The organism is Streptomyces sp. CB00455, assembly GCF_001905445.1.
GTDB lineage: Bacteria > Actinomycetota > Actinomycetes > Streptomycetales > Streptomycetaceae > Streptomyces.
Genome location: NZ_LIVQ01000001.1, coordinates 549054 through 562215, shown reverse-complemented (window position 1 = coordinate 562215; position 13162 = coordinate 549054). Strand labels below are relative to the sequence as shown.

Below are 13162 nucleotides of genomic sequence, written 5' to 3'. Positions count from 1 at the left end.
GTCCTGGAGGAGCTGGCGTTTTCCGCGAGCGACCTCGCGCAGACGCGCTTCGCCGTCTCCCCGATGTGGGAGGTCGGGACCAGCTTCCGGCTGCTGAGCTCCGGCGCCGCCCACCCCGTGCACCGGACCTGGGCCGAGCAGGTGCGCCCGCGGGTTGCGGCCGCCGGGCTGGACCGGGGCTGGCTCGCCGAACTGGTGCCGCCCGCGGGCTACGTCGCCGACTTCGTCAATCCCGCGCCGACCGGACCGGCCCCCACCCTCCAGTGCGAGCTGGCGGGGATCCTGGCCGCCCCCGCCGACCGGGTCCGCCGCGACCTCGACCGCCTGGCCCGCGAGCGGGGAGGCCGCGGCCCCCGCGCGCGAGCCCTGTACGCCGACCCCGCGGCCCGCCTGCCGCGCGTCGTCGAGGAGGTCGAGACCTACTGGGAGGTCGCGCTCGCCCCCTACTGGGCGCGGATCCGCACGGCCCTCGACGCCGACGTCTTCCACCGGGCCCGGCAGGTCGCCGAGCACGGCACGGCCCGCCTCTTCAACGACCTGCACCCCTCCGTCAGCTGGGACGACAACGAACTGCGGCTGACGCGCGGGCGGCGCGTCCTGTCCCGCCCGACCGCGGGGGCCGGGCTGCTGCTCATCCCCTCGGCCTTCACCGGACCGGGGGTGCTGACCCGGGTGGGCCCGCCGGAGCCGCCGCAGCTCGCCTACCCGGCGCGCGGGGTCGGCGCGCTGTGGGAGCCGCGGCCGCTCGCCCGCACGGATGCGGTGGCCGCCGTCCTGGGCCGCTCCCGGACCCGGCTGCTGACGGAATTGGAGACCCCGGCCTCCACCACCGAACTGGCGCACCGTACCGGCCTGTCCGCGGCCGGGGTGTCCCAGCACCTCACCGCGCTGCGCGCCGCGGGGCTGGTCAGTGCGCACCGGGCCGGGCGGTCGGTGCTCTACGCCCGCACCTCGGTCGCCGACGCCCTCCTCGCCGCCGCGGGCCGCCCGGCGGCGCTCCCGGCCGCGGGCCGGGCGGGGGCGGCGGGGTCCGCGCGCTAAGCGGCGGCGGTTCCGTCCGCCCCGGCCGAGGCGGGCTGGTCGAGTACGGACAGCACGTTGCCGGCCGGGTCCTTGAACCAGGCGATCGTCGGCATGCCGCCCTCCCCGTGCACGATGCCCTTCGCGTCATGGTCGAATCCGGGGTACCGCTCGAAGGCCACCCCGAGGCCCGAGAGGTCGTCGACGCACTTCTCCACATCCGCCACCGGGAAGTTCAGCACGGTGAAGTCCGCGGGCCGGTGGTCGGCCTTCGGATACAGCAGCACACCGGCGCCGCCTTCGAGGTGGAGGAAGAGCATGCCGTTCTCTTCCGACACCCGCAGGCCGAGCGGGCCGCCGTAGAATTCCTTGGCCTTCTTGACGTCGTCCACCGAGAAGCCGCTGAACGCCTTGCTGTCCTGGAACATGATCACTCCTGTAGCCGCGGGCGGCCCCTCTTTCATCTTGCTCCCGCCGCACCGCGTCCCGCACGGGGGTGCCACCCCGGGCTGCGCACGCACAAGGGCCCGGATCCATGAGGATCCGGGCCCTTGTCTTCAGTAGCGGGGACAGGATTTGAACCTGCGACCTCTGGGTTATGAGCCCAGCGAGCTACCGAGCTGCTCCACCCCGCGTCGGTAGACCTCACCCTACGGCACTGCGGGAGCGCCGCCGACCACCCCCCTGCCCCCCGTTGCTCCGCCGACGCCCGCGGCGCGCCCGGTTCAGCAGCACAGGACGGGAACCCGCTGGACCAGGTTGTTGCCGAAGCCGCCGCGGTTCCAGTGCTGTTCCAGGGGCTGGGTGCGGCCCCCGGCGTCCGTGGCCCGGACCAGGAGGTCGTGCCGGCCGGGAGTGGCCGTCCAGGTGCAGCGCCAGCCCTGCCACGCCCACCGGTGCGCTCCCGGCGGCGCCGGCTCGGCCACGGTCCAGGAAGCGCCTTCGTCGGCGCTCACCTCCACTCGTACGACCGGGCCGTGACCGGACCAGGCGCGCCCCTCCAGCGGCACGGGACCGGGGCGCACGATGCGGACGCGCGACATGAAGTCCGGGAAGCCCGGCGGGACCATCAGGGCGCGCGGCGCCATCCGGGTGACCGGTTCGCCGGGGTCGTCCGGGCCGTCGGAGACCAGCCGGTAGCGGTACGCCACGACCTGCTGGAAGCCGGTGAAGGGAGCATCGACCAGAGTGATTCCGCAGAGCCACTTCACATGCGCCATGCCGTACCAGCCGGGAACGACCAGGCGCAGCGGGTACCCGTGCTGCGGAGGCAGCGGCCGGCCGTTCATCGCGTAGGCGATCAGCACCTCGGGGTCGTCCCCGGTGGCGACCGCCAGCGGCAGGCTGCGCCGGTAGTCCTGCTCGACCCCGCGCTCGACCCCGTGGTCGGCGCCCGTGAAGACGGCCTCCACGGCGCCGGGCTCCACTCCGGCCTCGGCGAGCACGGTCCGCAGCGGCACGCCCGTCCAGTCCGCCGTGCCCACGGCCTCCACCAGCCAGGGCTGGCTGACCGGCCGGGGTGAGAGCCGGGCCCGGCCGTTGCCCGCGCACTCCATGGTGACCCGATGGGTGACGGCGGGAAACCCGGCGAGGTCCCGCGGGGACAGCTCCAGCGGCGTGCGGACCCGGCCGCCGACGCAGAGCCGCCAGCCTCCGGCGTCCGCGGCCGGGATGTCGTAGTGGACCAGGACGTAGTGCAGGCCGGGCGGGGTGACCTCGTAGCGCAGCGTCTCCAGGGGCAGCCCGTGGTTGCGGGCTGCCAGCGCCAGCTCCTCGATGCCGATCCCCTCACCGGTGGCCGCCGTGCGGCCCGGCGGGCTCACATCGCCCGGGAAGGCTTCCATGCTCCCCATGGTCCCGCTCCCACCGGTCCCCTACCACGCGGAACCCGCCGTCGCCGGGGGAGGTGCTCCAGCCGGGGGAGGTGCTCCGTACGGGTGCATTTGGGGTGCCCGTTCGGCCGCAGAACCGAGTTCATGATCATCATTTTGGCTCCCGATCGTTTTGATGCCGTCATCCGGCCGTGTGAGATCTGGAGGGCTGTGTGGTCATGTCACCGACGCAACGAAGGCAGCAGACCAAGGCGTGGGGCGTGGTGGCTGCCGTGACGGGGGCCATGCTGGTGGTTGCCGCGGCGCCGGGCCGGGCACACGACGCGGACGCCTCCGAGCCCACGGCCGGCGGCCGGGCGCGGGAGGCCGCGCTCACCCTGCTGGTCGGCAGGGCCGTCGAGGAGGGCGGCGAGAGGGGCACCGGACGGTGCGCGGTCCACACCTTCCGGCCCGGCCTCTGCGGCGGCTGGCGGGAACAGCGGGTCGTCGCCACCTCCCGGGGCAGCGGCTCCGTCCTGCGGACGCCGGTCCTCGTCGACGCCCCGCGCGCGGCGCGCGCCGACGCCCTGCCGACGGACGCCGACGCCCCGCTGGAGATCGGCCTCGCCGAACCGGGACGGCTGACGGACGTGACCGTCAGCGACGGCCACGGCCGGCATCTCGCGGGCCGGCTCGCTCCGGAGGGCCGCCACTGGCAGAACACCGAACCGCTGCGGGCGGGGGAGACGTATGCCGTGCAGGTCGGCGCCCAGGACGCGGCGGGGACGCCCGTCGGCGTGACCATGGCCTTCAGGACCGCGCCGCCCGCCGACGGGGGCCGGCTGACGGCGGAGTTCGGGCCCCGCCCCGGGACGTACGGCGCGGGCCAGATCGTCACGGCCGACCTCAGCCGGCCGGTGCCCGCCGACGATCCGGTGGCCCGCGCCCGCGTGGAACGGGCCCTCCAGGTCACCTCGGAACCCCGGGTGGAGGGCGCCTGGCACTGGGTGAACGACTCGACCCTGCACTACCGCCCCCGTACGTACTGGCCCGCGCACACCGTCGTCCGCGTCCGCAGCGGGCTCGACGGGGTCGAGGTCGGGGACCACGGCTTCGGCGGCCCCTCCGAGGGGGTCGACTTCACCGTCGGCGACCGGATCGAGGCGGTCACCGACTCCGCCGCCCACGAGATGACCGTACGCCGCAACGGACGGGTCATCAGGACCATCCCGGTCACCACCGGCAAGGCGGGGTTCCGCACGCGCGCGGGCATCAAGGTGGTGCTGCGCAAGGAGCCCGCGGTGCGGATGCGCGGGGACACCGTCGGCATCAAGCGCGGCACCAGCGAGTTCTACGACCTGCCGGTCCAGTGGGCGACACGGGTGACGTGGAGCGGTGAGTACATCCACGCCGCGCCCTGGTCGGTGGAGTCGCAGGGCGAGGAGAACGTCAGCCACGGCTGCACGGGCATGAGCACGCAGGACGCCGCCTGGTTCTTCGACACCGTCCGCGAAGGGGACGTCGTCGAGGTGGTCAACAGCGGCGGCGAGAAGATGACCCCCTTCGACAACGGGTTCGGCGACTGGAACGTGGACTGGCGGACCTGGCTCGCGGGCAGCGCCCTCGCCACCGCGGCGGCGGCCGCCGACACCGACGCCGACGGGCAGGCGCCACCGCCGTTCCCGTCCCGGCTGCACCCGAGCACCTGAGGCCGTTCCCCGCCCGGCCGCCGTCCCGACGGTCCGTCTACCCGTCTATCCGTCTACCCGGCGGTGCGCGCGGAGCGGGCGAGACCGCCTACGGTGATCACCACGGCGTTCGCGGCCGGCGGACCCGCCGGACGGCCGCGCGACGCCGGTGCGTGGGGCGCGTGGGTGGCCCTACGGGTGGTAGAGCTGCCGGGCGCGGGCCAGGTCGACGGGACCGTCCCCCTCCAGGTTCAGGAAGTGGTCCAGCTGCCATGCCTGCGCGCTGTCGGCCTGCCGGCTGGTGGTGGACACCCAGGGCGGGTAGACGCGGAAGGCCCGCTTCCCGCCGGAACCGTCCACCGACACGACCCCGCGCCGGCGCAGCGTGTCCACGGGGAACACGAACTGGCCGGTGCCGTGCTCGTCCCGACTGCCGATGACGAAGAGGTCGACGGGGTCCGCGGCGTCGTAGGGCTGGATGGGGCCGCCGGGGGACCTCTTCCAGACGGTGACGAACTGGCCGGCTTTGGTGGGGGTCGTCCTGGCGGCGCGGAACCGGACGGCGAGGCCGTCCAGGGTGAACGCGTGGGCGGCGTACTCGGCGCTCTCGGCTTCGGCGACCGGCAGTGAGCAGGCGAACCGGCAGGGGTCGTAGACGAGCGCCTTCGCGGCGAGCAGGTCGGCGTGGACCCGCGCGGTGTCGGGCCACGGCGCCGAGCTCGCGGGGCGCAGGCCGGACGGGTACGCACGCTTCGTCGTCATGCGGCCCACCCTGTCACGGGTCCACGGGTCCGCGGGTGCAGGGGTCCACGGGTCCACGGGTCCGCGGGTGCACGGGTGCATGGGCGTCACCGCGTGCGCCGGGTCTCTGCGCTCTCGGCGAATCACAGCGCGGGGACCGGCCCGATGATGTTGGAGTGGCCCCATGGAGATCTTGGTTCTGGGCGGCACGGCATGGTTGGGACGCGAGCTCTCGCGGCAGGCGCTGGAGCGCGGGCACGGGGTGACCTGCCTGGCGCGTGGAGAGAGCGGCGGGGTAGCCGAGGGGGCGGAGCTCGTCGTCGCGGACCGGCGCGACCCGGCGGCCTACGACGCCCTGGCGGGCCGGGACTGGGACGCCGTCATCGAGGTGTCGTGGCAGCCGGGCTTCGTCCGGGCGGCGGCGGCCGCGCTGCGGGAGCGGGTACGCCACTGGTCGTACGTGTCGTCCGTCAGCGCGTACGCCTCCCACGCACAGGTGGACGCCGACGAATCGGCCGCCCTCCTCCCCGCGACGGAGCGCGCGGAAACCGGCCGCGAGGAGTACGGGGAGTCCAAGGCAGCCTGTGAGCAGGCCCTGACCGCAGCCGTGAGCGAGCGGCTCCTCATCGCGCGGGCCGGACTGATCGGCGGCCCCGGGGACACCAGCGGCCGCACCGGATACTGGGTCGCCCGCGCGGCGCGCGAACCGCAAGCGCCCCTCCTGGTGCCGGATTCCCCGTCCGTCCCGACCCAGGCGATCGACGTGCGTGACCTTGCCGCATGGCTCCTGGACTGCGCGCAGAAGGCGACGACGGGCACGTACGACGCCGTCGGACCGGTCGTGCCCTTCGGAGAGTGGGTCGCCCTGTCCCGGCGGATCGGCGGGCACACAGGCCCGGTCGTCGAAGTCGGCTGCGACTGGCTGCTCGGTCAGGAGGTGGGCCAGTTCATGGGGCCGGAGTCGCTGGCCATGTGGATGGCCGACCCGGCGTGGGCCGGCTTCAGCGCCCGCAGCGGCGCGGCGGCGATCGCGGCGGGCCTGACCCACCGGCCTCGGGCGCAGCTCCTTCAGGACGTCCTGGACTGGGAACGGCACGAGGGCCTGGACCGGCCCCGGCGGGCCGGACTGAGCGCCGGACGCGAGCGCGAGCTGCTGGCGGCGCTGCGTTAGCCCCCGAACGGAACGGGGAACGGGAGGCGGGGAAGCCGCCGGGGCGTGACCCCGTCGCGGCCCTTATGGCCAGGTCACGCCCCGTGAGCGCCGCCTACCCGGTCGGGCCCCGGCCATGTGCGCCGCGGGTGTTTGCCGGAATGTGGCCCCGGGCACGCGCTGGGCGGGAGGCGGGCCGCACGGCCCGTCCCGGTCAAAGGGCCCACAGGAAGGACGGACTGGCCATGGACGACCAAGGCGGCGCCGGCGGCGCCCCGCTCCACGGCGACGACGAGGAGGCGCCGCGCCGCAGGCCGCACCCGCAGCGGCGCGAGGCGCACCGGAAGCCCGAAGGCACCCGCGCACAGGACACGGACGAGGCCAGCCGCCTCGACCAGCCCCCGGATCCGGCCGAGCCCCACGAGAACCGCCCCCGGTGGAGGGGGCCCGCGGGGCACTGACGCCCAGCGGATCCACCGGGGCGCGGCGCTGGCACCGCGACGACCGCGACGGCTGGACGAGGTATAACGAAGACCGGGCGGGGCCCGGAACCCCCGAAGGCCGGGCCGGGCCGGTCGACCCATCGCCCGGCCCGACCCATTCGGCGCCCGTACCCCGGTTTGCGGCCCGGGCTCTCCCCGGGCGCTGCCGCCCCGCTCAGGCGCTTTCGGCCTGGAACATCCAGTGGTGCTTCTCCAGGTCCCCGGTCAGCCCGATCAGCAGGTCCTGGGTGATCGGGTCCGGCTCGTCCGTGGCCTGGATGCGCTCGCGCATGCGGTTGATCACTACGCCGAGGGCGTCCACGAGGATGCGTACGGCGTCCGCGTCCTTGATCCACCCCTCCGGTACGCCGGTGATCGCGGTGGTGGATGCCACGGTGGACGCGCGACCGTCCGGGGTCACACCGAGGGCAGAGGCACGCTCGGCGACGACGTCGGAGTGGGTGCGGGCAGAGGTGACCACCTCGTCGAGCTGGAGGTGGACCGACCGGAAGCGGGGCCCGACCACGTTCCAGTGGACCTGCTTGGCGACGAGCGAGAGGTCCACCAGATCCACCAGAGCACCCTGCAGCGCTTCGCCGACGACCTTCAGGTCGGCCTCCGGGAGGGCGTTCTTGACGACGGACACAGCGTCTCCAATCGGTTGATCAAGCAAAAATGCAGGACGAACCATCCCTTACCCGGGATGCCACTGAAAAAACGGTTCCGCGTGCCGGAAGCCCTCCCCCGGAGCGTTCGGTCCAGCGGGGTGGCCAGCTGGCAGGTGTCGACCTCGTGGTCCTGGTCCTCGGGCGTGCGCGGCCGTGCTCTGGTTCAGCGCGTCCTGCACGCCGAGCCCGTCGCAGGACAGCCGTACCGTACGGAGGGCGCTCCGAGCCGGTGAGGACGGATGACGCCGCCGATCCCATGCGAGCCCGGGGCCGCGGCCGTGGCGCCGTGCGGGCCTACGCAGCGAGCATGCCGGTGCGCAGTGCGGTCAGCACGCGGGTCAGGATGCGGGAGACCTGCATCTGGCTGAGGCCGAGTTCGGCGCCTATGTCGGCCTGGGTCATCTCCCGCCCGAACCGGAGGTACAGGATCGTGCGGTCCCGTTCGGGGAGTTCCTTCAGCAGCGGGCCGAGCGCGTGCAGGTCCTCGAACAGCTCGATGGCGCGGTCCGTCTCGCCTGCGCTGTCGCCGAGCGGGCGGGCGTGGTGGCGGCCCGGCGCGGGCGCGTCCTCGGCGTGCAACGGCGCGTCCAGGGTCTCGGTGGAGTAACCGTTGGCCGCCACCAGCCCTTCGACGACCGACTCCTCGTCGAGGTCCAGACGGGTGGCCATCTCCTTGACGGTGGGCGCGCGGCCGAGCGTGGCGGAGAGCTCGTCACGGGCCTTCGCGAGGTCGAGGCGGAGCTCCTGGAGCCTGCGGGGGACCCGGACGGCCCAGGTCGTGTCCCGGAAGTGCCGCTTGATCTCGCCCGTGATGTACGGGAGGGCGAGGGTGGAGAACTCGACACCGCGGTCAGGGTCGAACCGGTCGATCGCCTTGATCAGCCCGATCGTCCCGGCCTGGACGACGTCCTCCATCTCCGCGCCCGCTCCCGCCCCGCTGCCCGTACGGCTGCGGAAGCGCCGCGCGGCGAACTGGACGAGCGCCATGTTCATCTCTATCAGGGTGTTGCGGGCGTACTGGTACGGGGCACTGCCCTCCGGGAGGGTCCGCAGGCGGGCGAAGAACAGCGTCGAGAGCTCCCGCGCGTCGGCGGGCGTGACCTGGTGGGCCCGGGTGATCACGGGCAGGCCCGCCGCGGCGGCGGGCGAACCGGTTCCCGCCCCGACGGCCCCCGTACCGGTCGGCGCGAAGGAGCCGGTGGCGGGGTTGCCGGCGGTGGTGGCCAGGGGAGAACCAGGCACGGGCCTTCCTTTCATCCTTCTGCTTCTGACTGCGAGCCTGCGCCTGCCCCCTGACCGGGCGTCCATACACATCCGGACCACGCTGGAGTCCTTGTACCCGCCGCCGGGTGACGTCCGGCCCCCGGCGCGGGCCTTGTGGCTGCTTGCGCGCCTGCCCCCACCGGCTCCCCGCGGATGCCGGAGTGCGGGTCATGGCCCAGGCTGTGCACGAGACGGATGCCGAGCCGGTGGACGGAGGCCGTGATGGCGACTGGCAGTGACCCTGACCCCGTGCAGGACGACATGACCGCAGCACCCGGCGCCCCGCGCACGGACCGCACGGCTGAGGGCCCCGCGGACAGGGACCCTCCGGCCGCCGCCGCCGACGCCTCCGGTCCCGCCGCCAGCTCCGGTCCCGGCTCCGCCCCCGCCGCCGCCAGCTCCGGTCCCGGCTCCGCCCCCGCCGCCGCCAGCTCCGGTCCCGCCGCCGACGACGGCTCCGGCTCCGGTACCCGCTCCCGCGTCGCCCTGCGCGTCAACGGCGAGGACCACCTCCTGCCGCTCGACCACCGCGTCACCCTGCTCGACGCCCTGCGCGAGCACCTGAACCTCACCGGGGCCAAGAAGGGATGCGACCACGGGCAGTGCGGCGCCTGCACCGTGCTCGTCGACGGCCGCCGGGTCAACAGCTGCCTGCTGCTCGCGGTCGCCCAGGACGGCGCCGACGTCACCACCGTCGAGGGCCTCGCCCCCGCCGCCGGAGGGGAAGCCGAGGACTCCGCCGGCAACGGTTCCGGCGCCGCCCTGCATCCGCTCCAGCGGGCCTTCCTGGAACGCGACGCCTTCCAGTGCGGCTTCTGCACACCGGGCCAGCTTTGCTCCGCCGTGGCCGCGATCGACGAGGCCGCGGCCGGGCACCCCTCGCACGTCACCTCCCCCGAAGCGCTCGCCGACCCCGGCCCCGTCCACTTGACCGCCCCGGAGATCAGAGAACGCCTCAGCGGCAACCTCTGCCGCTGCGGCGCCTACCCCCGCATCGTCGAAGCCGTGACGGACGTGATCGCGTGAAGCCCTTCGCCTACGTACGGGCGACCAGCCTCCAGGACGCGGCGGCCGCCCACGGCGGGCGGCCCGGCTCGCGCTACCTCGCCGGCGGCACCAACCTCGTGGACCTCATGAAACTGGGCGTCGAGCGCCCCGGCACCCTCGTCGACATCTCACGGCTGCCCCTGGACGGCGTCGAAACGCTGCCCGGCGGGGCCCTGCGCATCGGCGCCACCGCGCGCAACACCGACGTCGCCGCCCACCCCCTCGTACGCTCCCGCCACCCCGTCCTCGCCCAGGCACTGCTCTCCGGGGCTTCGGCGCAGCTGCGCAACGTCGCCACCACTGGCGGCAACCTCTTGCAGCGCACCCGCTGCCCCTACTTCCAGGACGTGTCCACGCCCTGCAACAAGCGCGACCCGGGCTCCGGATGCGCCGCCCGCGAGGGGGTCCACCGCGACCACGCCGTCCTCGGGCACTCCGAACACTGCATCGCCACCCACCCCTCCGACATGGCCGTGGCCCTCGCCGCGCTGGACGCCGGGATCGAACTCCACGGCCCCGAAGGGACCCGCACGGTCCCCGCCGACGCCTTCCACCGGCTGCCCGGCGACCGGCCCGAGCAGGACACGGTCATCGGACACGGCGAGATCGTCACCGGCGTCCTGGTGCCCGCGGCCGCCCCGGGAACGGTCTCCCTCTACCGCAAGGCCCGCGACCGGGCCTCCTACGCCTTCGCGCTGGCCTCCGTCGCGGCCGTACTCGAACTCGACCGCGACAGCGGGCGCGTGCGACGGGTCGCGCTCGCCTTCGGCGGCCTCGCCCACCGGCCCTGGCGGGCCGGCACGGCCGAGGAGCGGCTGACCGACGCCGAGCCGACCCCCGGGAACGTGCGCGAGGCCGTCGAGGCGGAGCTGGCCGGGGCCAGGCCCCTGCGCGACAACGCCCACAAGATCGCCCTCGCCCGCAACCTCGCGGCCGACGCACTCGCCACGCTCGCCCGACGGGCGCAGGACGCAACGCCCGGCACCCCGTAGGAGCAGCCATGCGCACCCACCACACCGACCGAACCACCCAAACCGACCGCCGCGACCGCCGCGACCAGAGCGGTCACGCCACCCGGCCCGCCCCGGCGCTCGGCGCCCCCGCCACCCGGTCGGAGGGCCCCCGGAAACTGACGGGCGCCGCGCACTACGCCACCGACCGCAACCCGCCCGGCCGCGCCTACGCCTGGCCCGTCCCCGCCACCGTGCCGTGCGGTCGTGTCACCGCCGTGGACACCGGCCCCTCCCTCGCGCTCCCCGGCGTACTGGACGTCCTCACCCCCTACAACGCCCCGCGCCTCGGCCCCTGCGACGACCCCACCCTCCAGGTGCTCCAGGACACCGACGTCCCGCACCGCGGCTGGTACGTGGCCCTGGCGATCGCCGACAGCCTCGAAGGGGCGCGGGCCGCCGCCGACGCCGTGCGGGTCACCTACGAAACCCGCGACCACGACGTCGTCCTGCGCACCGACCACCCCCGCGCCTACACGCCCGAAAAGGCTAACGGCGGCCATCCGGCCCTCCGGGAGCACGGCGACGCCGACACCGCCCTGGCCGCCGCGCCCGTGCGCGTCGACTGCTCCTACGCGGTGTCGCCCCTGCACAACCACCCCATGGAGCCGCACGCCGCCACCGCGCGGTGGGACGGCGAAGGGGACGGCGCACGGCTGACCGTCCACGACTCCAGCCAGGGCGCGGGAGCGGTCCGCTCGGAACTGGCCTCGCTGTTCGAGGTGTCCGAGGACCGCGTCAGGGTCGTCAGCGAACACGTCGGCGGCGGCTTCGGCTCGAAGGGCACCCCGCGCCCCCACGTGGTCCTGGCCGCCATGGCGGCCCGTCACGTCGGCCGGCCCGTGGAAGCCTCCCTGCCCCGGCGCCACCTGCCCGCCGTCGTCGGACACCGTGCGCCGACCCTCCACCGGATCAGCCTGGGCGCCCGGCCGGACGGCACCCTCACCGCCCTCACCCACGACGTCACCACCCACACCTCCCGCGTCAGGGAGTTCGTCGAGCAGGCGGCCGTCCCCACCCGCGTCATGTACGCCGTACCCGACAGCCGGACCCTGCACCGGGTCGTCGCCCTGGACGTGCCCACCCCCTCCTGGATGCGCGCCCCCGGCGAGGCGCCGGGCATGTACGTCCTGGAATCGGCCATGGACGAACTCGCCGACGCCCTGGGCCTCGACCCCGTGGAACTGCGCATCCGCAACGAGCCCGCGCTCGAACCCGACAGCGGCCGCCCCTTCAGCAGCCGGCACCTCGTGGAGTGCCTGCGGGAAGGCGCCGACCGCTTCGGCTGGGCCGCGGCGCGCACACCGCGCCGGGACGGGCCGTACCTGGTGGGTGCCGGAGTCGCCGCCGCCACCTACCCCGTGCTCATCGTGCCCGCGGCCGCCCGGGCGCACGCCCGGCCCGACGGCAGCCACCTCGTCGAGGTCAACGCCACGGACATCGGGACCGGCGCCCGTACCGTCCTTGCCCAGATCGCGGCCGATGCCCTCGGAGTCCCGCTCGATGCCGTGACGGTCGCCATCGGAGACACCCACCTGCCCCGGGGCCCCGTCGCCGGCGGATCATCGGGAACGGCCTCCTGGGGCTGGGCCGTGCACGACGCGTGCACCTCCCTGGCCGCACGCGTGGCCGCCCACCGGGGCGAGCTGCCCCCCGAGGGGCTGTCGGCCTCGGCCGACACGCGGCAGGCGGTCGAGGAGGAGTCCCCGTACGCCCGCCACGCCTTCGGCGCCCAGTTCGCCGAGGTCCAGGTCGACACGGTCACCGGCGAGGTACGGGTCCGTCGCCTGCTGGGCGTCTACGCCGCCGGGCGCATCCTGAACCCCCTCACGGCGCGCTCCCAGTTCACCGGCGCCATGGTGATGGGCATCGGGATGGCGCTGACGGAAGGGAGCACGGTCGACCCCGCCCACGGCGGCTTCGTCGAGCGGGACCTGGCGGCCTACCACGTGCCCGTCCACGCGGACGTGCCCGACATCGAGGTGCACTGGATCGACGAGCACGACGAGCACCTGAACCCGATGGGCAGCAAGGGGATCGGCGAGATCGGCATCACCGGCACGGCGGCCGCCATCGGCAACGCCGTGTGCCGGGCCGTCGGCGCCCGCCTGCGCGAGCTGCCCCTCACCCCGGACCGGGTGCTGACGGCCCTGGACTGATCCCGGCCCGCGCCCCGTCCCCGTCCCCGGGCCCGCCCCGGCGCCGCGGCCCGAAGCCGGGTCCGCCGGGGCGCTGGCGCGCGGGTTTGGGGGGACCATGAAGGTAGCCGCGGGTCCCGGCCG

At 74.8% G+C, this 13162-nt stretch carries 12 protein-coding genes and 1 tRNA gene; 7 read left to right on the top strand and 6 right to left on the bottom strand.

Annotated elements, in window-relative coordinates; all coding sequences use genetic code 11:
* Positions 1-63: 63 nt before the first annotated feature.
* A complete protein-coding gene (locus AMK16_RS02655) occupies positions 64-1041 on the top strand; it encodes an ArsR/SmtB family transcription factor (protein WP_079191278.1) in 978 nt (325 codons plus the stop codon).
* Here AMK16_RS02655 and AMK16_RS02650 read toward each other — a convergent pair.
* The 3 genes from AMK16_RS02650 to AMK16_RS02640 all read right to left on the bottom strand — a co-directional run bounded on the left by AMK16_RS02650 (position 1038) and on the right by AMK16_RS02640 (position 2864).
* Positions 1038-1448 carry a VOC family protein gene (locus AMK16_RS02650; protein ID WP_073907994.1) on the bottom strand — a complete coding sequence of 137 codons (411 nt, stop codon included), beginning with the start codon at positions 1446-1448 and terminating at the stop codon, positions 1038-1040. The two genes, AMK16_RS02655 and AMK16_RS02650, sit on opposite strands and share 4 nt — an antisense overlap.
* Positions 1449-1581: 133 nt before the next feature.
* Positions 1582-1655, bottom strand: a tRNA-Met gene (locus AMK16_RS02645).
* Positions 1656-1745: 90 nt separating this feature from the next.
* A complete protein-coding gene (locus AMK16_RS02640; RefSeq protein WP_073907991.1) occupies positions 1746-2864 on the bottom strand; it encodes a sulfite oxidase in 1119 nt (372 codons plus the stop codon).
* A 206-nt stretch (positions 2865-3070) separates the two neighbouring features.
* Here AMK16_RS02640 and AMK16_RS02635 point away from each other — a divergent pair, with 206 nt between their 5' ends.
* The gene (locus AMK16_RS02635; protein ID WP_242438530.1) at positions 3071-4540 is read left to right on the top strand and encodes a L,D-transpeptidase; all 1470 of its coding nucleotides are present in this window, start codon (positions 3071-3073) and stop codon (positions 4538-4540) included.
* Between the two features lie 171 nt (positions 4541-4711).
* Here the strand turns inward: AMK16_RS02635 and AMK16_RS02630 are convergent, their stop codons facing one another.
* Complete coding sequence (locus AMK16_RS02630) at positions 4712-5281, bottom strand: MepB family protein (protein ID WP_073907985.1); 570 nt, start codon at positions 5279-5281, stop codon at positions 4712-4714.
* A 163-nt stretch (positions 5282-5444) separates the two neighbouring features.
* Between AMK16_RS02630 and AMK16_RS02625 the strand changes: the two genes are divergently transcribed.
* Together AMK16_RS02625 and AMK16_RS34770 are read left to right on the top strand one after the other, a co-directional pair.
* On the top strand, positions 5445-6431 hold the full coding sequence (locus tag AMK16_RS02625) for an NAD-dependent epimerase/dehydratase family protein (protein WP_073907982.1): 987 nt from the start codon (positions 5445-5447) through the stop codon (positions 6429-6431).
* A gap of 224 nt (positions 6432-6655) precedes the next feature.
* A complete protein-coding gene (locus AMK16_RS34770; protein WP_073907979.1) occupies positions 6656-6871 on the top strand; it encodes a hypothetical protein in 216 nt (71 codons plus the stop codon).
* A gap of 196 nt (positions 6872-7067) precedes the next feature.
* Here AMK16_RS34770 and AMK16_RS02615 read toward each other — a convergent pair whose 3' ends face one another.
* Positions 7068-7538, bottom strand: coding sequence for a Dps family protein (locus tag AMK16_RS02615; RefSeq protein ID WP_073907976.1), 471 nt, complete (start codon positions 7536-7538; stop codon positions 7068-7070).
* Between the two features lie 316 nt (positions 7539-7854).
* On the bottom strand, positions 7855-8787 hold the full coding sequence (locus AMK16_RS02610; RefSeq protein WP_443333535.1) for a SigB/SigF/SigG family RNA polymerase sigma factor: 933 nt from the start codon (positions 8785-8787) through the stop codon (positions 7855-7857).
* Between the two features lie 522 nt (positions 8788-9309).
* Here AMK16_RS02610 and AMK16_RS02605 point away from each other — a divergent pair.
* The 3 genes from AMK16_RS02605 to AMK16_RS02595 are packed head-to-tail and all read left to right on the top strand — an operon-like array spanning position 9310 to position 13039.
* Positions 9310-9849: a 2Fe-2S iron-sulfur cluster-binding protein gene (locus AMK16_RS02605; protein WP_073910282.1), complete on the top strand. Its 540-nt coding sequence runs from the start codon at positions 9310-9312 to the stop codon at positions 9847-9849.
* Positions 9846-10862, top strand: a complete 1017-nt coding sequence (locus tag AMK16_RS02600) for an FAD binding domain-containing protein (RefSeq protein ID WP_073907973.1) — start codon at positions 9846-9848, stop codon at positions 10860-10862. The genes AMK16_RS02605 and AMK16_RS02600 overlap by 4 nt, the downstream gene beginning before the upstream one ends.
* Before the next feature lie 8 nt (positions 10863-10870).
* Complete coding sequence (locus tag AMK16_RS02595) at positions 10871-13039, top strand: xanthine dehydrogenase family protein molybdopterin-binding subunit (RefSeq protein ID WP_079191275.1); 2169 nt, start codon at positions 10871-10873, stop codon at positions 13037-13039.
* The last annotated feature ends 123 nt before the right edge of the window (positions 13040-13162 follow it).

Excerpts from the sequence above, each read along its gene's own strand:
- AMK16_RS02655 (WP_079191278.1), top strand. The coding sequence starts at position 64 with ATGTGGGAGGTCGGGACCAGCTTCCGGCTGCTGAGCTCCGGCGCCGCC.
- AMK16_RS02650 (WP_073907994.1), bottom strand. The coding sequence starts at position 1,448 with ATGTTCCAGGACAGCAAGGCGTTCAGCGGCTTCTCGGTGGACGACGTC.
- AMK16_RS02640 (WP_073907991.1), bottom strand. The coding sequence starts at position 2,864 with ATGGAAGCCTTCCCGGGCGATGTGAGCCCGCCGGGCCGCACGGCGGCC.
- AMK16_RS02635 (WP_242438530.1), top strand. The coding sequence starts at position 3,071 with ATGTCACCGACGCAACGAAGGCAGCAGACCAAGGCGTGGGGCGTGGTG.
- AMK16_RS02630 (WP_073907985.1), bottom strand. The coding sequence starts at position 5,281 with ATGACGACGAAGCGTGCGTACCCGTCCGGCCTGCGCCCCGCGAGCTCG.
- AMK16_RS02625 (WP_073907982.1), top strand. The coding sequence starts at position 5,445 with ATGGAGATCTTGGTTCTGGGCGGCACGGCATGGTTGGGACGCGAGCTC.
- AMK16_RS34770 (WP_073907979.1), top strand. The coding sequence starts at position 6,656 with ATGGACGACCAAGGCGGCGCCGGCGGCGCCCCGCTCCACGGCGACGAC.
- AMK16_RS02595 (WP_079191275.1), top strand. The coding sequence starts at position 10,871 with ATGCGCACCCACCACACCGACCGAACCACCCAAACCGACCGCCGCGAC.